Below are 16,634 nucleotides of genomic sequence, written 5' to 3'. Positions count from 1 at the left end.
GGCTCCTCGGGTTCAGGCCGGCCGCACGTACACGTGCGCGGCTTCGTGGGACAGGAAATGCGCCATCGAGTACGTGCGGTGATACGCGCCGCAGCGCGCGAACACCGCGATGTCGCCGACCTGCGGCGGCGCGCCCGTGTCGTCGCGGCCGATCACGTCCGCACGGCTGCAGGTGCTGCCGACGTAGAGCGTCGGCACGCCACGGGGCGGTGGCGCGGGCGTGCGGCGCACGAGCGACGGCGCGGCCAGGCGGCGCATCATCGTTTCGGTCTGCGCGAGCAGGAACGCCTGCGACAGTCCGCCGTCGCAAACCGCGATCGTGCGGTCCTGCCACGTCTTGACCGCGACGACGCGCGTCGCGAACACGCCCGCATCGGCGAAGATCGCACGGCCGGACTCGTGGGCGAGCGAATACTGGCCGGCGAGCGGCGCGAGCGCGGCGGCATAGCGTTCGAACGCGGCATCGCCCGGATGATCGTCGGCGAAACCGCCGCCGAGGCTCAGCGACGCGAGCGGCGCACCGTTGGCCGGCGCGAGATCGCGGGCCAGCGCCGCGAGCAGTTCGGGCAACACGAGCGTGTCCGGCTGCGCCGGGTCCTGACGGATGAACGAATGCGGGCCGGAGAACACATGCAGCCCCGCGACGGGCAAGCCGGCGCCCGCAAGCGTGCGCACCGCGTCGTGCGCCTCGTTCGGCGTCATCCCGAAGTGGTCGTGCCACAGCGCTCTCGCCTGTTCACCAGCCAGCGCGCCGGCGTTCACGCGCAGCAGCACGGCGGCCGGCGTGCCGCCGCCGGCCGCCGCCTCGCGCGCGAGCGGCACGAAACGCGCGACCGCGTCCGGGTTGTCGAGCACGAAATGGCAGCGCGACGCGAGCCCCGCACGCATGAACATCTCGTCCATCGACGGATTGTTCAGGTAGCGCGGCGTCTTGATCCGGCCGATCACCGCATCGAGTTCGCCGCGGCTCGCGAGTTCGACGCCGTCCTCGTACGCATGCGCGCAGCGCGCGAGCATGTCCTGGTTCGGGTTCGCCTTCAGCGACACGATCAGCCGCGTGCCGAGCCGCGCCTTCAGCGACCGGTAGCGGGCGATCGCGACCTCGGGCTCGTACACGTAGCACGGCGTGCGCAGATCGGCGATCCACGCGTGATCGGCGGCGGGCGGAAGCGGGCGCTCAGGCGTCATGGCGGCTCACCGGATGGAGCGTGGCGGCCGCATACGCGCCGCAGTTCGACTGCATCACGCCGAGCACGCGCCGGCCGTGCGCGACCGCATCGAGCCCGACGTCGGCCAGGTTGATCGGGAAATCCGAACAGCACGCGTGGCCGCGCGCATGGATGTTGTCCGCGTAGAGCCGCTCGGCCGGCACGCGCATCGCGCGGCACAGCGCGTTCCAGCCGGGCAGGTCGGCGTTGTGCGGCAGCAGCAGGTCGTATGCGTCGAGCGCATGCGGCTCGAGCGCGACCGCCGCGTCGATCGCACGGCGCGTGTACGGCCACTCCATCATGATGAGATCGGCCTCGTTCGCGGCGACGGTGTCGGACCCGCGATGCCATTTCGCATGCGTCTCGATCGCGATGCCGCCGAGCCGGTTCTTCGTGCTGTTGCGCGCGATCAGCATCGCGGCCGCGCCGTCGCACTGCACGCCCGTCATCTGCCGCATCCGGTAATCCTCGCCGTACACGCGGTCGGACGACACGACGAGCGCCGCGTCGAGTTGCGGATGGCGGCGCATCAGCGCGCGCACGGTCTCGATGCCGGCCGCGACCGACACGCAGTTCAGTTGCGCGACGGAGCCGAGCCACAGCGGCTCGATGCCGAAGCGCGCGGCCACTTCGTGCGGCAGGCTGCGCGGCGCGGGCGGCACGCTGAACTGCTGCGTGTGCACGTGCACGATCGCGCCGACGTCGGACGGATGCACGCGCGCGGTGTCGAGCAGCCGGCCGACGGCCGCGATCGCGAGATCGGTCTCGCTCGTGTCGAGCGCCATGTGGAAATAGCGGCTGCCCGACTGCGCGATCGCGGCCGCCCGCTGCGCCGGGTAGTCGCGCTCGGCGGCCCAGGCCTCGATGTCGACAGGCGGGCCCGGCAGTTCGTAGGCGACCGCGTCGACGCCGATCCAGAAGCCGGCGTCGCGGGATGCGTGGGAGGAGGGCTTCGTCATGTCAGTTGAGCGGCATCGCCGCGTAGTCGAGGACATCGAGCTTTTCGAAGGTCGCCTGCACGGTCGGCGTGAGCAGGCCCATTTCGCGGATCGTCGGCACGAGGCGCCGGAAGATCGAGCGGCGGATCGAGCTCGACACCGGCGATTCGCGCACCATCGCGCTGCATTCGCGCTTGGACAGCCCCATCGGTTCCCAGATGTCGTCCGCGCACAGGTGCTCGTACAGCACGGCCGCGCCTTCGCAGATGAATTCCTCGCGCTCGCGCAGCTCGTGCGAACTCATCTCGGCGTACACGCGGCACAGCGTGATGCGGCCGACCGCGAAGTGACGCGCTTCGTCGCGCTGGATCCGCAGGAACAGGTCCTTGATGAACGGGTCGGTGCTGTACGCGACGACGCTCTGGAATATCGACAGCGCGATGCCCTCGACCAGTACCTGCATCCCGAGGTTCGTCATGTCGAGCGCGCTGCTCGTGATCGTGTCGTGCAGCAGCCCCTTCAGCGAGCGGCTCATCGGGTAGCTGACGTCGAGCTTCTCGTTGACGAGCTTCGCGTATGCCTCGACGTGGCGCGCTTCGTCCATCATCTGCGCGGCCGCGCACAGCCGCGCGCTGAGGCCGCTTTCGGCCGACGCGAGCTTCGATGCGCAGATCAGCGCGGCCTGCTCGCCGTGCAGGATCTGCGACAGCAGCCAGCCCTGCGCGTGGTGGCGCACCTCGCGCTTGTCGGCGTCGGCGAGCTTGCCCCACAGCTCGGTGCCATAGATCAGCAGCGTCGGGTCGGGCATGCCGAGCGGGTTCGCCGGGTCGAGGTCGTGGCGCCAGTCGACGTCGGTCGCGACGTCCCACTGCGCGGCTTTCGCCTTCTCGTACAGCCGGTTCAGCGCCTCTTCGCGCAGCGCGTAGTCGTTCGACATCAGCGCGTCGACGGGCATCGACCAGCGGATATCGGCCGTGTCCTGCATCACGGTAAGCGTGTCATTCATTTCAGGGTCTCCCCGGCCGCGCGGCGGCGCCGGAATGATGGACGGAATCGGTGAACGAGGCGGCGCGCGACGCGCCCGGGTGCGGTTCGAGCCGGATCGCGAATGCCGGCCACGCGCCGCGCAGTTGCGCGTCGAACGCATCGGCGAGCCGCGCGGGCCAGATCGCGCAGCACACGCGGTTGTCGCCGGCGAATTCCGCGTCGCGCAGGATGCGGTCGCCGATCCAGACGACCGGCGCGCCGCGCGCGGCATCGCGCAAGGCTTCGTCGTACAGGTGCACGCCGAGCAGCACGTGCGGCGCGAGCAGTTCGGCCGGCAGCGTGCCGAAATACGGCGCGCAGACTTCGATGAACAGGCGGGCGTCCGCGTGCACGGCATCGCGAATCCGCGCGGTGATTTCCGCGAGGAATGCGAAATACTGCACGTGGTCGAGCAGCACGCGGCGCTCGCCGCCGGCCGCGTCGTCCGCATCGCCGGCCGCTTCCGCGAGCGCGGCGCGTGCGTAGTCGGCTGGCGTGTCGAGCGGCATCCGGTACGCGCTGGCCGCGACCGCGACCGGCCGGCGCGCATCGCGCTCGATCCGGTAGGTGAAGTGAACGGGTCGCACCATGTCACGCGTCGCCGTCGAGAGAGAACGTCGCGTCCGGCGCGAACGCGACATCGGCGATCGCGTAATAGCCGTTCAGCGCGAGCGAGCAGACGGCCGCGCGGCGCGGCGTGTCGCCGTCGCGGTGCGCGAGCAGCACCGACAGCCACGGGTCGCTGCCGAACGCATGACCGAACATGCCGTGGCCGTCCGGCAGCAGCGGCGTCTTGCCGACCGACGCGAGCAGCGCGCGCCGCGACGTGGCCGGAAAGAACGGCAGCGCCGCGTGCAGGCCCGGGCGCGCCGCGCAGAACGCGCGGATGTCGCGTCCGAGCCGCACGACCGCGCTGGACGGCGGCGCGGCGTCGGCGATCACCGACTGCGCCGGCTCGCGGCCGACGTCGACGAGCAGCGTGCAGACGCCGAAGCCCGAGCGCCCCCATGCGGGATTGCCGTGCCAGTACGTATAGCCGTGCACGTCGATGTCGACGATCTGCAGCAGCAGCGTGCGCGGCCCGGTTTCTGCCGCGGTCGCGAGCGTACGCCGCAGCACGTAGCCCCAGCCCGCGCATTCGTACGAGCAGGTCATCCAGTCGGGCGTGTAGTCGTTCGCGCCGGCGAGCGCCTGCGCGAACACGCGATGCTGCGGCGAATCGTTCATCAGCAGCATCGACAGGATCGTCGAGCTGACCACGTAGTCGTCCGCGCCGACCGCGCCGCACAGCCGCTCGCGCTCGGCGCACGCGAGCGTGCCGATCGCGTGCGCCGTGTCGTCCAGCGGCACGGCCGCGCCGTCGCGCGACGGCGCGACGCGCCGGTACGCGAGCGCCTGCACGGTCAGCGCGGTCGCCGGGGCCGGCTCGACGGCGGCGGCCGCCACGGCGGCAAGGGGCGCGAGCATCGCCGTATCAGGCCGCGTGCTGCTGGCTGCGCAGTTGCGCGTCGAGCTGCTGCAGCGTCGTGTACTGCGTGATGTTCAACGCTTCCGGATCGATCGAACCGTAAAGCTGTTCGCAGAACACGATCAGCTCGACGATGTTCAGCGAATCGATGCCGAGTTCGCCGATGCCGGCGTCCGTGTCGACGGTTTCGACGTTGAGGATCTTCGCGACTTCGCGGGACAGGATGTCGAGCGCGTCGGCCGGAACGTTCTGGGTCGTCATGAGGGGAGCTCCTGGAGTTGGGTTGAATGGATCGGGATCGATCGGCCTGTCGCGTGGATCAACTGCCGGCTTCGCAGCGCAGGCTCTTGCGAAGCTCGTGATAACAACGGTACGAACTGCCTTCCATCTTCGAAAACGCCAGCAGGTCGCGCTGGTCGTCGAATAGCGCCACCTTGCCGTCGCGCACGAGCGCGCTCAGGAACTCGTTCGACAGCAGCTTGATCGCGAGCACGCGCTGCACCTTGCCGAAGCTGTAGTGCGCGTCGTCGGTCTGGCTGCGCGCGGCGTCCGCGATGAAGCGGTGCACGGCGCGCGCATCGGCGTCGAGCTCGACGCGGCCGGCCCGTTCGAGCCAGCCGACGTGCGCCATCAGCGCGCGGACGAAGTACGGCCGCACGACGGTCAGGTATTTGTTGAAGACGGTCGGGCCGCCGATTCGCAGCCGATCCTCGGCGGCGACGCGCACCTGGCCGCCGACGTTCGCGAGCTGCAGGTTGCCCGCGAGAAACGGCGCGCCGCAGGTCGTGCGTTTCAGTTTTCGGTACTCGTCGGGCCACACGAGATAGGCAGCCGGAAACATCACACCCGGCAAGCGCGCGGCGACGACGGCCATGCAGTCGCGATGCGCCTCGATGCCCCACACCTTGTCGACCGTGAGCGCGAGCCCGTTGTCGTCGCTGCGTACGACGGTGCGCCAGGCGGCCAGCGTCGGGCCGCCGCCGTCGCTCATCAGGAACGCGAAGTTGTGGCCGGCGTCGATGCAATCGCATGCGCGGCGGTTCTGGTCGTCGGAGAAGAACAGACCGAACATGATGCGGATGAACGCGCGCATGAACGGCTTGAACAGATGATGAAATCCTTCGCTGCCGATCTGCTCGAGCAGCGCTTCGGTGAGCGGCGCTTCGTCGTGCCGCAGCGGCGTCGACGCGGACGCGTCGGGCAGCACGTCCGGCGTGGCGGCGCGCAGCGCGATGACCATCTCGCTGTCGAGCAGCCGCACGGCGGCGGCTTCGACGAGCCGGGCCGCCGCGCGCGGCGGCGTGCCGGTCGCGTCGAGGTGGCGCAGCACCGGATACGCGGCCTGGTCGGCCACGCGCAGCAGCAGCGGCGGTGCGATCGGGGCGGGAGCGGAAAGCGTGGACATGGCAGGGTTCCTGTCAGAAACGCACGCGCACGGCGGCGTCGATGCGGGTGCCGAGGCCGACCATCCGGTACTCGGACTGGCTGTCGGAGAAAGCGTGGGTAAGCGCGACATCGACGCTCACGCGTGTGTTCACGTCGGCGACGACCTGCGCGATCGCGAGCAGGCCCTTGTCCTGCGGCGAATAGACGCCGCGCAGCGAATACTCGACGCGGCCGACCTTCTTGCCGAGCCGCGCGAACAGGTAGTCGCGCAGGCTGCCGTCGACGCTCACGAAGTTGGCCGTGCCGCCGAGGCCGGCCAGCGCGGCGCCGGGCGCGACGGGCAGCAGCGCGTTGTTCGCCTGCGCCGCGCCGACCATCCGGCGCCACTGGCTCGCGTCGTAACGCGCTTCGTCGTGCGACCACTCGACGATCAACGACAGGTTGCCGGGCAGCGCGCTTTGCATGCCGAGCGCGCTGCGCCACATGTACTGGCGATCGTTGCGGCGATCGACGGCGTCGTACGCGGCCGCCGAATCGAGCGGCGTGCCGTTCGCGATGAAGGCGGGCAGCGGCCGCGTCGTGCCGCGTTCGAGCCACGCGCTCGCATAGACGGTGTTCGAGCGCGCGACGTCGAACGACAGCGTCGCGCCCGCGCCACCGCGGCCCGCGTGACGGCCCGCGAGCAGCGCGGCCGAGCCGCCCGACCCGTTGTACGCGCCGCGCACGAGCTGCGTCGCGCCTTCGACGTCGCGGTTGTCGACGTCGTTGCGCAGCGTGCGGTTCTCGCCGGCGATGAACTGCAGCGTGGTCTGTTCGCCGGCCCATTTCGCTTCGACGAGCGGCGTGCCTTCGACGTCGCCGTAGCGATCGTAGATGTCGGCCGTCGCCGCGCGTTTCTGGAAGAAGCCGAGCGGAAAGAACGCCTGCGACGTGTCGAGCGTGTCGATCCGCTTGCCGGCCGTCAGCGTGATGCCGTTGTCGAACGCGTAGCGCACGCCGGCCTCGTTGAAGCGGCTCGCCTGCGCGCCGAGCGAATGGTTGCTGGCGACGACGCGCGCGTTGACGAACAGGTTCTCGCCGTCGATGCGTGCGAGCAGCCCGGCTTCCTGCTGATTGCGCGGCGAGTCGCCGATCAGGCGGCCGAGCAGCGCGCGGCCGTCCATGCTGTCGACGGAGCGTGCGTAGCCGATACCGTTGAGCGTGCCGAGCTGATCCATCAGCGATTCTCCGTGCGCGAGCGTGCAGCCGAGCGCGAGCGGGATGGCGAGCGCGACACCGGGCCAGCCGCGGCGGGCGCGATCGGGCGATGAACGGCGGCGGTCACGATGAGCGTCGGCATCGGCGTCGTACTCACTGGCCATCGGCGAGCGTGTCGGGATTGAACCAGCCCGACGGAATCTTGCGCGGCTGGCCGTCGAGGATGTCGACGACGCTCGCCCGCTGCTTCTCGACCTCGTTGCGATACGTGATCTTGCGGATCACCTTGCGGCCGTTCGCGTCGACCGGCGCCGAGAAGTCGGCGCTGCGAAACAGCAGGCCGCTCGCCAGGAAGAACTGCGCGCGCACCGGCACGTCGGTATCCGGCGTGACCCACAGCTTGATCGTCGGGTACACGTTGTCGGGATCGGTCGCGGTCAGGTCGAGCTCGGTGGCCGGCTTGCCGGCGATCGGCGTGGTGTCCGGCGCGACCGTCGCGCGATAGCTGTCCGCCCAATGCGTGCGCGTGATGTCGCTGATCACGACTTCGCCCTGAAGCCGCTGCATTCCGTTGATGCGCACCGCGCTGCGCGTGTTCGGCACGTAGAACCAATGCCCGCGTGTCGTCGCGAGGTACTTCTGGCCGTCGTTCTCGCCGCTGCGCGTCAGCGCGAGCGTGTCGCCGTTGCCGCGCGTGTAGACGAGATAGCGCGTCGCGTCGCCGGACTGTCCGCCGACCTCGTTGGTGATCCGGATGTTCGTCTGCGTATCGGCGGCCGTGCTGCGGTATGCGTCGGCACGGGCGAGCATGGTCTGGGCCGTCGGCGCGTCGGCCGCGTGCGCGGCGAGCGACGCGCACGCGACGAACGCGGCGAACGTAAGGCGAATGCGGTTCATGGGGCGAGTCCTTCGAGGATGTTGCGTTTCGCGAGCCCGAGCGTCGCGAGCAGCGCCGCGGCCACGCCGAGCACGACGAACGCGGCTTCGACGGCGGCCACGGCGACGGGCGACACGGTGAATTCGAGCAGGATCGGCTTCACGCGGCCGGGCGGTGCGGGCAGGTGGATCTGCGCGTGATTGAGCGCGACCATCGTCAGCAGCGCGAGCGCGATGCCGGCGGCCGCGCCGAGCAGGCCGAGCAGCGCGGTTTCCTGGACCAGCACGCCGCGCACCGTCGCGGCCGGCACGCCGAGCGCGCGCAGCGTCGAGATCTCGCGGCGCCGCTCGACGATGCTCATCAAAATCCAGTTGCTCATCGACAGCAGGATCGTCACGCAGAGAATCGCGCCGAACACCGAGAACTGGTTCCTGTACAGCGCGACGACCTGGTGATAGAGCGACACGAGCTGATCCCAGGTCCGCACGTCGAGCGTCGGCAGCGCGGCGCGCAGCGTCGCGGCGGTGGCCGTCGTGCCGGCGGTGTCCTTGAGGAACACCGCGATGCGCGACGCGCGGTCGGTGCGCAGCAGCGCCTGCGCGGCCGTGAACGTCACGTCGACGATCCGTTCGTCGACGTCCTTGTTGCCGGTGCTCATCACGCCGACGATCTGCGCGTCGGTCGCGTTGATGCCGCCGTGCGCGGTCGACGCCATCAACTGCACGACCGAGCCGACGTGCACGCCGAGCTTGCGCGCGAGTTCGGCGCCGACGACGACTTCGGTCCCCGCGTTCGTCGGCGACAGATAGCGGCCCGACAGTACCGTGTGATAGTCGAAGAAGCCGGGCGGCTCGCGATTCGGCTCGATCCCTTCGCCGACGAAGCCGTAGCTGAGATCGCCGTTCGATACGAGCCCGTCGAAGTCGATGCCGCGCGCGGTGGTTGCGACGCCGGGCAGCTTTGCGATCGCCTGCATGGCGGCAGCCTGTTCGTCGGCGGTCAGCCCGTATTGCAGCGGCCGTTCGCCGATCAGGTCGAGATAGCCGTGATGCAGCACCTGTACGTGGCCGACGCCGCTGTCGATCGACCCTTCGCGCACCGCGTCGAACGTCGCGATCACGTAGCCGAGCGCGAGGCTCGACGCGAACGCGGCGACGCCGATCATCGCCATCGTCAGCACGGTGCGGCGCCGGTTGCGCCAGAGGTTACGCCACGCAAACGTCGACCAGTTCACGATTCACTCCCGGTACGCCGTCGCGCATCTCGATGCGACGCGGCAGGTGCGCGCACAGACGATCGTCGTGCGACGCAATCAGAAAGGCGGTGCCCAGCGTGCGGTTGGTGTCGAGGATCAACTCGGCGACCGCCCGCGCATTGATGCTGTCGAGGCTCGCGGTCGGCTCGTCCGCGATCACGATCGCCGGCTCCTTGGCGAGCGCGCGGGCCAGCGCGACGCGCTGCTGTTCGCCGCCGGACAGCTCGCCGGGGCGGTGCCGTTCGCGCGCGGCGAGCCCCACCGCGTCGAGCATCGCGCGGGCGCGTTCGCGCCGCGTGCGCGGCGTGCCCCACGCGAAGCAGCCGAGCTCGACGTTCTCGAGCGCGGACATCACGGGTATCAGGTTGAATTGCTGGAACACGAAACCGATGCGTTCGCGGCGAATCCGTTCGAGCGTGTCCGGCGCGTCGTCGATGCGGTGGCCTTCGAGCCAGCGTTCGCCGCTCGTCGGCACGTCGAGAAAGCCGGCGAGGTTGAGCAGCGTGCTTTTGCCGCTGCCCGACGGACCGACGAGCGCGACGACGTCGCGCCGCGCGATCGAGATCGTCGCGTCGCGCACCGCGACGACGCGGCCGGCGCCTTCGTACACGCGCGTGACGTCGCGCAGCTCGAGCACGGGGGGGAGCGACGCGGCCGTCATGCGAATGCTCCGTGGCCGGCTTCGACGGCGGCCGGCGCGGGAATCACCGGCAACGCGCCGTTCGCATAGAGATCGCGACACTTCAGGCGTTGCAGCTTGCCGCTCGTCGTGCGCGGCAGCGAGCCGGGTTCGACGAAACACAGATCCTGCGCGGCGAAGCCGATGCGCGACGCGAGCAACTGCTGGCACTCGGTGCGCGTTTGCGGCGTCGCGTCGACGGGCCGCGCCTCGATCGCGACGACCAGCCGCTCGGTGCCGGTTTCGGGATCGGGCAGCCCGAATGCGATGCACGTGCTCTTGCGCAGCGCGCTGTGCGACGCCAGCGCTTCCTCGATCTCGTGCGGAAAATAGTTGCTGCCGCGAATGATGATGACTTCCTTCTTGCGGCCGAGGATATGCAGCTGGCCGTCCGCGACGTAGCCGATGTCGCCGGTGCGGAACCAGCCGTCGGCCGTCAGCGGTGCGGCGATCGCGCCGTCGTCGGGGTTCAGGTAGCCGAGCATCACCGACGTGCCGCGGATCGCGACTTCGCCGACCGCGCGGTTCGCCAGCGCGTGGTCGCCGTCGTCGAGGATGCGGAACGCCATCCCGTCGATCGGCGTGCCCATCGCGAGCACCGTTTCGGTTTCCGTATCGCGGCCGTCGTTCGCGGCGGCCGGCTGCGCGTCGCGGCGCTCGATCAGCGCGCGCCGGTCGAGCGTGTCGGCGATCACGTACGGCGCGCCGTCGACCGCGCCTTCGTGCCACGCGCGATGCATCGATACCGCGAGTGTCGATTCGGCCATCCCGTAGCACGGTTGCAGCGCCGATGCCGCCAGGCCGTACGGCGCGAACGTCGCGGCGAAATCGCGCAGCGTCGCGTCGTCCACGCGTTCGCCGCCGATGAAGATGTTGCGGCACGCGGACAGATCGACGCCGTCCATCGCGGCGGCGTTGAAGCGGCGCACGCAGTAGCGCAGCGCGAAGGTCGGCACCGACGTCGTCGTCGCGCGCGCCGATGCGATGCGCTTCAACCAGCCGAGCGGATTCCGGATGAAGCTGTTCGGCTGCATCATCAATAGCGGCGCGCGGTAATGCAGGTTCGACAGCAGCGTGAGCAGGCCCATGTCGTGATAGAGCGGCAGCCATGACGCGGTGCCGTCGCCGGCCGCGATATCGAAGCGCACCGAGCCGCCGATGCCGAGCACGTTGGCGATCACGTTCTCGTGGCTGAGCACCGCGGCCTTCGGATGCGACGTCGAACCGGACGTAAGCTGGACATGATGCGGATCGTGGCCGCTCTTCGCGCTGATCAGCGCGCGCGCGCCGGCGTCGGCGGCGCTCGACAGCGTCGCGAGATCGACCACGCGCGTGGAGGCCGCCGGAAACGCGTCGTCGCGCCAGGCCGCAGCCTCCGCATCGGCGGCGACGACGATGCGCGGCCGGTACAGCTCGCACGCGACGTCGACCACCTGCCGTCCGGCCGCTGCGCGCCGTGCAGGAACGGGCACGGTGCAGGGCAGCGCACCCGTCATCACGCAGGCCATCATCGCGGTCGCATGTTCGACCGACGCGGGTAGCGCAAGCATCACCAGATCGTTCTCGCGCACACCGAGCTCGCGCAGCGCGCCGGCCTGGCGAAACACCTCTTCCGCGAAGCATCGGTACGTGATGGCGGCTTCGTTGCCCGCGTCGTCGACGAACGTCATGCGATGCGTGGCGCCCGCCACGTCCTCGAGCGATTCGATCAGGCGATGAATGGTCGATGCGTACTTCGTCACGAGGATTCTCCCGTTGCGGAACACGGCCGCTCGCGCCACGGTGCCGGCGGCGCCGTTCGTCGAGTGAGGTGGATTCTTGCCGGATCGATCCGCCGCGACAAACGGAATCTATGCAGGCTATGCATGAGCGGAGCGCATCCACTCGGGCCAGTTCAAGTTCGTGATCAGCGTGAACCGTGAGCACGCGCCAGGTGACTGGTCTGTCTCATTCGACCGGTCGTCTAGTTCACGATGTGGTGCGCTCATGCGCAGGCGTCATGCAATGCGTTCTGAAAATTCGCTTGTCCGAAGCATCGACTCACAGAAGAATTGCATCCCGGCAGCGCGCCAGCGCCGCCGCGTCATCGTGCCGGGCAGGGCCCGGCTCAAGGAGAGCGTCTTGTCCGTCACCTCATCGCTGGTCGCCCGCACGAAATCGGTTGCAGACATGAAGAGCCGCCCGAGCGGCGTGGTCTTCTCGCTGAAGCTGGCGGTGTACGTCGCGCTCATCGCGCACGGGATGATGTTCGCGCTGTCGGCGCTCGTGATCCTGAAGATCGTCGGCATCCTGATGATCGGTGCGATGTATGCGCACGGCGTCGAGCTGCAGCACCAGGCGCTGCATTACCAGGGGTTCCGCAGCAAGCGCCTGAACATGGTGTTCGGCGTGCTGCTCGGCATGCCGATGCTCGTGTCGTTCCACGCCTACCAGGACAGCCACCTGCGCCATCACCGGCTGCTCGGCACGCCGGCGAACAAGGAGTTCTTCGACTACGGCGACCAGTACGGCGCGCGCCCCGTCGTCAACGTCGGCCTGTGGGCGTGGCGGCTGTCGATGGCCGCGCACTATATCCAGTTCGCGAAGAACGTCGCGAAGCTCGTCGTGCCGGGCGCGCGCTTCGGCGACAACGCGCTCGTGTCGCGTGCGATCCGCCGCGACTACCTGCTGATGGCGGCGACGATCGCGCTGCTGGCCGCGCTGTCGTTCGCGCTGCACACGTGGTGTGTCGTCTGGGTGTGGGTCGTGCCGCTCGTGTGCGTCGCGGCGCCCGTGCATGCGCTGGTCGAGATGCCTGAGCACTACCGCTGCGACCTGATGAGCACCGACCCGTTCCGCAACACGCGAACGATCGAGAGCAACGCGTTCATGACGTGGTTCACGAACGGCAACAACTATCACGTCGAGCATCACATGATGCCGAACCTGCCGATCGAGCGCCTGCACGATCTGCATGGCGCGATCGCGCCGCGCATCCGCTATTACCACCGCACGTACCGGCAGTTCTACTACGCGTTGCTGCGCGGCCGGCTGACGCCGCGCTCGGTGGACGACGATCGGGACGATCGCGAGCCCGATGCCGAAGCGGTTGCGCCGGCGTCCACGCAATCGGCGTGACCACCGCTGCCGACTATCTCGGGACGACGATGCTCTATCCGGACCTGTTCAGATCGCTCGAAGCGGTTCGCTGGAACATGGAGCAGGATATTCCGTGGAACCGGTTCGATGCCGCGTTGCTCACCGACGAGCAGGCCGAGACGATCAGGATGAACGCGATCACCGAATGGTCGGCGCTGCCCGCGACGGAGATGTTCCTGCGCGACAACCGGCACGACAGCGACTTTTCCGCGTTCATGAGCGTGTGGTTCTTCGAGGAACAGAAGCATTCGCTCGTGCTGATGGAATACCTGCGCCGCTTCAGGCCGCAGAGGGTGCCGACCGAAGCGGAACTGCACGCCGTGCGTTTCGAGTTCGATCCGGCGCCGCCGCTCGAGACGCTGATGCTGCACTTCTGCGGCGAGATCCGCCTGAACCACTGGTACCGCTGCGCGGCCGACTGGCACACCGAGCCCGTCATCAAGCAGATCTACGAAACGATTTCGCGCGATGAAGCGCGTCATGGCGGCGCCTACCTGCGCTATATGAAGAAGGCGCTGAACGACCACGGCGACGTCGCCCGTGCCGCATTCGCGAAGATCGGCGTGCTGATGGCGTCGGCGCGTCGCACCGAGAAGCCGCTGCACCCGACCAACCTGCACGTGAATCAGGCGCTGTTCCCGCGCGATACCGTGCAGTCGCGGCTGCCGGATCCGGAATGGCTCGAGCGCTGGCTCGACGAGCAGATCCGTTTCGACGGCGAGTGGGAGAAGAAGGTCGTCGAGCGGATCCTGCACAACCTGTCGATCCTGTTCGAGCGCACGTTCGCGACCGCGCAGGAACTGAACCGCTATCGTCGCGAAGTGGCCGCGCGGACGAATGCCGCGGTGGGTCGCCCGTAGCGGATCGACGCGCCCAGTTGTCGCGTCGCGCAGGCCGGAATCCGGCCGATATGCGAACGCCATGCACGCCGACCGACGAATTAATCATTTCCGGACATAATCGGCGCATCAGTTGCTTGAAATTGCATGGCGGCTTTGAATTTCATCCGTTTAGTAAATTTATGTAAACACTGGATTCGGGATTTAAACGGCATTTTCCGTGTATGTTGCTGACCGTTTGCCTTTCGCAATCTGGGAAATAAAATTAAAAGTCGGGTAGTTGAAATTGAATTGTAGGAATCGGAGGTTGCACTTGCTTGTACGGCGAAACCGATGCGATAGCGTCGTGCTTTGACGGTAATTCCATGTTTTTGCGGGGATTTATCGGCTGTCTTGACAGTGCTGGATTCGTTCGCCCAGTAATTTACAAAATCACTACCGAATAATGTTTATGTAAGCATATCGATGCGATGAAAATCGATAGATAAATACAGATGCCACGATTGAAAATAAGAATGATGTGCATCCATGCTTCAATATAAAATCGTTTCCCAATCCAAATGGGAGAGACGATTCACGGAGACGAACGGCGACTTGTGTGTCGATGGGTGCAACTTTGAGGCGGCGGTATGGCTAATGTGAGATTGGCAAAGCGATTGAGAAGTCTGCCTTCGCTGGATTTCCTGAGAGGCTTCGAATGCGCGGCGCGCCATTTGAGCTTCACGCGGGCGGGGCAGGAACTGAACGTCACGCAATCGGCCGTGAGTCGGCAGGTCAAGGCGCTCGAAGAGCAGCTCCGGATCGAGCTGTTCCATCGGCACATTCGTTCGTTGACGCTGACCGACAAGGGGCGAGAACTGTACGACGCGATCTCGTTCGCGTTGTCCGACCTGGAGTCGGTGGTCGGCAAGCTGTCGTCGAGTGTCGGCCAGCGCGCCATCTCGTTGTCGACCACCGTCTCGTTCGCCGCGCTGTGGCTGATTCCACGCCTCGGTTCGTTCCGCGCGAGTTATCCGGACATCGACGTGCGCGTGTCGGCCACGAGCGAAATCGAAGATCTCAAACGCAAACGTTTGCACCTGGCCGTGCGCTATGCAGGCCCGTATACGTCGACCGACGATACGGACGTGCTGTTTCGCGAGCGTGTCGTCGCGGTGTGCAGCCCGAGCCTGGTGGCGGCGGGCGACGCCGCGTCGATGAAGCCGGCCGACCTCGACAAGCACGTGCTGCTGCACCTCGACGACCCGCGCGGCGAATGGCCGTGGCACGGCTGGAGCCATTTGCTGAAGGAACTCGGCGTGCCGCGACTGCGGCCGGCCGGCGCGCTGCACTTCAGCCAGTACGATCAACTGGTCCAGGCCGCGGTCGACGGCCACGGTATCGCGATCGGCAGGCGGCCGCTGGTCGACGGGCTGCTGAAGCAGGGGCGGCTCGTCGAGCTGTTCCCGTACTGCACCGTTGCATCGGGCAGCTACGTGCTGGTGCAGAACCCCGATGCGTGCAACGAATTCGATATTGCGGTGCTGACCAACTGGCTGCTCGAACAAGCGTGTCATTCGCTCGAGGCGGAGCCGGGCATCGGCGGCAGCAACGTGCTGCCGATGTATCGCGTCGGATAGCGCGGCGCGGCGCATGCGCCGTGCGCGGCGTCATGCGCAGCAACTGCAACCTGTGCGATGATGCGCCGCTTCGCGTTCGTTGCAGAACGCCGCCGACCGCGGCGCCCGTTTCCGGGCCCCCGCCGCGTCCTCACATCCGGAGACAGCATGCCCGCACACAGCATTCACGGCAGTACCCTGCACTACCTCGATCACGGCGCCGGTTTTCCGGTGCTGCTCGGGCACAGTTATCTATGGGACGCGACGATGTGGGCGCCGCAAATCGACGCACTGTCGCGCCGGTATCGCGTGATCGTGCCGGATCTTTGGGGGCATGGCGAATCGGGCGCGCTGCCGGACGGCACGCACACGCTCGACGATCTCGCCGCGCACGCGAGCGCGCTGCTCGACGCGCTGGAGATCGAACAGTGCGCGATCGTCGGACTCAGCGTCGGTGGCATGTGGGGCGCGCGGCTCGCGTTGCGCGAGCCGCAGCGCGTGCGCTCGCTCGTGATCATGGATGCGTCGCTCGAGGCCGAACCCGATGCGACGCGCATCCGCTACTTCGCGATGCTCGACGCGATCGAGGCCGCGGGCCGCATCGCGCCGCCGCTGCTCGACGCGATCGTGCCGCTGTTCTTCCGGCCGGACGTCAATCTCGACGACCCGGTGCCGACGGCGTTTCGCGACGCGCTCGCGAACCTGCCGGCCGACCGGCTGCGGCAATCGATCGCGCCGCTCGGCCGGCTGATCTTCGGCCGGCCCGATACGCTCGCGACACTCGCCGAACTCGATGCCGCACGCACGCTGCTGATGTGCGGCGCGGGCGACATGGCGCGCCCGCCGTCGGAAACCGTGAAGATGGCGAGCGTGATCGGTTGCGCGCATGCGCTGGTGCCCGACGCCGGCCATATCTCGAACCTGGAAAATCCCGCGTTCGTCACGCGCACGCTGCTCGACTGGTTCGACGCGCAGCAACTGTCGTCGAACTGACGATCGCGCGAGTGGCGACGCCCGCGCAAGCC

The 16,634-nt window shown here is 68.0% G+C and carries 16 protein-coding genes; 4 read left to right on the top strand and 12 right to left on the bottom strand.

Annotated features, from left to right (window positions below; genetic code table 11):
- Positions 1-12: 12 nt before the first annotated feature.
- From CFB49_RS34535 to CFB49_RS34480, 12 genes are read right to left on the bottom strand one after another with little or no spacing between them, the layout of a single operon-like run.
- Entirely contained in the window at positions 13-1,188 is a 1,176-nt protein-coding gene (locus tag CFB49_RS34535) for a PLP-dependent decarboxylase (protein WP_089493625.1), read from the bottom strand.
- Positions 1,178-2,167 carry a 3-oxoacyl-ACP synthase gene (locus CFB49_RS34530; RefSeq protein WP_089493624.1) on the bottom strand — a complete coding sequence of 330 codons (990 nt, stop codon included), beginning with the start codon at positions 2,165-2,167 and terminating at the stop codon, positions 1,178-1,180. The genes CFB49_RS34535 and CFB49_RS34530 overlap by 11 nt, the downstream gene beginning before the upstream one ends.
- Before the next feature lies 1 nt (position 2,168).
- Positions 2,169-3,152, bottom strand: coding sequence for a ferritin-like domain-containing protein (locus tag CFB49_RS34525; RefSeq protein ID WP_059579151.1), 984 nt, complete (start codon positions 3,150-3,152; stop codon positions 2,169-2,171).
- A gap of 1 nt (position 3,153) precedes the next feature.
- Entirely contained in the window at positions 3,154-3,762 is a 609-nt protein-coding gene (locus CFB49_RS34520) for a hypothetical protein (protein ID WP_089493623.1), read from the bottom strand.
- 1 nt (position 3,763) lies between these two features.
- The gene (locus CFB49_RS34515; protein ID WP_089493622.1) at positions 3,764-4,639 is read right to left on the bottom strand and encodes a hypothetical protein; all 876 of its coding nucleotides are present in this window, start codon (positions 4,637-4,639) and stop codon (positions 3,764-3,766) included.
- 7 nt (positions 4,640-4,646) lie between these two features.
- Positions 4,647-4,901, bottom strand: a complete 255-nt coding sequence (locus tag CFB49_RS34510; protein WP_006481176.1) for an acyl carrier protein — start codon at positions 4,899-4,901, stop codon at positions 4,647-4,649.
- A 58-nt stretch (positions 4,902-4,959) separates the two neighbouring features.
- Positions 4,960-6,045: a hypothetical protein gene (locus CFB49_RS34505; protein ID WP_089493621.1), complete on the bottom strand. Its 1,086-nt coding sequence runs from the start codon at positions 6,043-6,045 to the stop codon at positions 4,960-4,962.
- Between the two features lie 13 nt (positions 6,046-6,058).
- A complete protein-coding gene (locus tag CFB49_RS34500; protein ID WP_089493620.1) occupies positions 6,059-7,387 on the bottom strand; it encodes a hypothetical protein in 1,329 nt (442 codons plus the stop codon).
- Complete coding sequence (locus CFB49_RS34495; protein WP_089493619.1) at positions 7,377-8,120, bottom strand: outer membrane lipoprotein-sorting protein; 744 nt, start codon at positions 8,118-8,120, stop codon at positions 7,377-7,379. The genes CFB49_RS34500 and CFB49_RS34495 overlap by 11 nt, the downstream gene beginning before the upstream one ends.
- Positions 8,117-9,334 carry an ABC transporter permease gene (locus tag CFB49_RS34490; protein WP_089493618.1) on the bottom strand — a complete coding sequence of 406 codons (1,218 nt, stop codon included), beginning with the start codon at positions 9,332-9,334 and terminating at the stop codon, positions 8,117-8,119. The genes CFB49_RS34495 and CFB49_RS34490 overlap by 4 nt, the downstream gene beginning before the upstream one ends.
- Positions 9,306-10,016 (bottom strand): ABC transporter ATP-binding protein, encoded by a 711-nt coding sequence (locus CFB49_RS34485; protein ID WP_089493617.1) that lies wholly within the window; start codon positions 10,014-10,016, stop codon positions 9,306-9,308. The genes CFB49_RS34490 and CFB49_RS34485 overlap by 29 nt, the downstream gene beginning before the upstream one ends.
- Entirely contained in the window at positions 10,013-11,776 is a 1,764-nt protein-coding gene (locus CFB49_RS34480; RefSeq protein WP_256979940.1) for a fatty acyl-AMP ligase, read from the bottom strand. Before CFB49_RS34480 ends, CFB49_RS34485 begins: the two co-directional genes overlap by 4 nt.
- Before the next feature lie 427 nt (positions 11,777-12,203).
- Here CFB49_RS34480 and CFB49_RS34470 point away from each other — a divergent pair, with 427 nt between their 5' ends.
- The 4 genes from CFB49_RS34470 to CFB49_RS34455 all read left to right on the top strand — a co-directional run bounded on the left by CFB49_RS34470 (position 12,204) and on the right by CFB49_RS34455 (position 16,602).
- Positions 12,204-13,151, top strand: coding sequence for a fatty acid desaturase family protein (locus tag CFB49_RS34470; protein ID WP_089493615.1), 948 nt, complete (start codon positions 12,204-12,206; stop codon positions 13,149-13,151).
- A 29-nt stretch (positions 13,152-13,180) separates the two neighbouring features.
- Positions 13,181-14,032, top strand: a complete 852-nt coding sequence (locus tag CFB49_RS34465; protein ID WP_089493754.1) for a ferritin — start codon at positions 13,181-13,183, stop codon at positions 14,030-14,032.
- Between the two features lie 608 nt (positions 14,033-14,640).
- On the top strand, positions 14,641-15,630 hold the full coding sequence (locus CFB49_RS34460) for a LysR substrate-binding domain-containing protein (protein ID WP_069619848.1): 990 nt from the start codon (positions 14,641-14,643) through the stop codon (positions 15,628-15,630).
- A gap of 147 nt (positions 15,631-15,777) precedes the next feature.
- Entirely contained in the window at positions 15,778-16,602 is an 825-nt protein-coding gene (locus CFB49_RS34455) for an alpha/beta fold hydrolase (RefSeq protein WP_089493614.1), read from the top strand.
- Positions 16,603-16,634 lie beyond the last annotated feature (32 nt).

This window comes from Burkholderia sp. AU17457 (genome assembly GCF_002223255.1).
GTDB lineage: Bacteria > Pseudomonadota > Gammaproteobacteria > Burkholderiales > Burkholderiaceae > Burkholderia > Burkholderia sola.
This window is presented reverse-complemented; position numbering and strand designations above follow the sequence as displayed.

Bases quoted from the DNA above. Each gene is read 5' to 3' on its own strand.
- CFB49_RS34455 (WP_089493614.1), top strand. From the start codon at position 15,778: ATGCCCGCACACAGCATTCACGGCAGTACCCTGCACTACCTCGATCAC.
- CFB49_RS34525 (WP_059579151.1), bottom strand. From the start codon at position 3,152: ATGAATGACACGCTTACCGTGATGCAGGACACGGCCGATATCCGCTGG.
- CFB49_RS34500 (WP_089493620.1), bottom strand. From the start codon at position 7,387: ATGGCCAGTGAGTACGACGCCGATGCCGACGCTCATCGTGACCGCCGC.
- CFB49_RS34530 (WP_089493624.1), bottom strand. From the start codon at position 2,167: ATGACGAAGCCCTCCTCCCACGCATCCCGCGACGCCGGCTTCTGGATC.
- CFB49_RS34515 (WP_089493622.1), bottom strand. From the start codon at position 4,639: ATGCTCGCGCCCCTTGCCGCCGTGGCGGCCGCCGCCGTCGAGCCGGCC.
- CFB49_RS34535 (WP_089493625.1), bottom strand. From the start codon at position 1,188: ATGACGCCTGAGCGCCCGCTTCCGCCCGCCGCCGATCACGCGTGGATC.
- CFB49_RS34495 (WP_089493619.1), bottom strand. From the start codon at position 8,120: ATGAACCGCATTCGCCTTACGTTCGCCGCGTTCGTCGCGTGCGCGTCG.
- CFB49_RS34485 (WP_089493617.1), bottom strand. From the start codon at position 10,016: ATGACGGCCGCGTCGCTCCCCCCCGTGCTCGAGCTGCGCGACGTCACG.
- CFB49_RS34460 (WP_069619848.1), top strand. From the start codon at position 14,641: ATGGCTAATGTGAGATTGGCAAAGCGATTGAGAAGTCTGCCTTCGCTG.
- CFB49_RS34470 (WP_089493615.1), top strand. From the start codon at position 12,204: ATGAAGAGCCGCCCGAGCGGCGTGGTCTTCTCGCTGAAGCTGGCGGTG.
- CFB49_RS34520 (WP_089493623.1), bottom strand. From the start codon at position 3,762: ATGGTGCGACCCGTTCACTTCACCTACCGGATCGAGCGCGATGCGCGC.
- CFB49_RS34510 (WP_006481176.1), bottom strand. From the start codon at position 4,901: ATGACGACCCAGAACGTTCCGGCCGACGCGCTCGACATCCTGTCCCGC.
- CFB49_RS34465 (WP_089493754.1), top strand. From the start codon at position 13,181: ATGCTCTATCCGGACCTGTTCAGATCGCTCGAAGCGGTTCGCTGGAAC.
- CFB49_RS34505 (WP_089493621.1), bottom strand. From the start codon at position 6,045: ATGTCCACGCTTTCCGCTCCCGCCCCGATCGCACCGCCGCTGCTGCTG.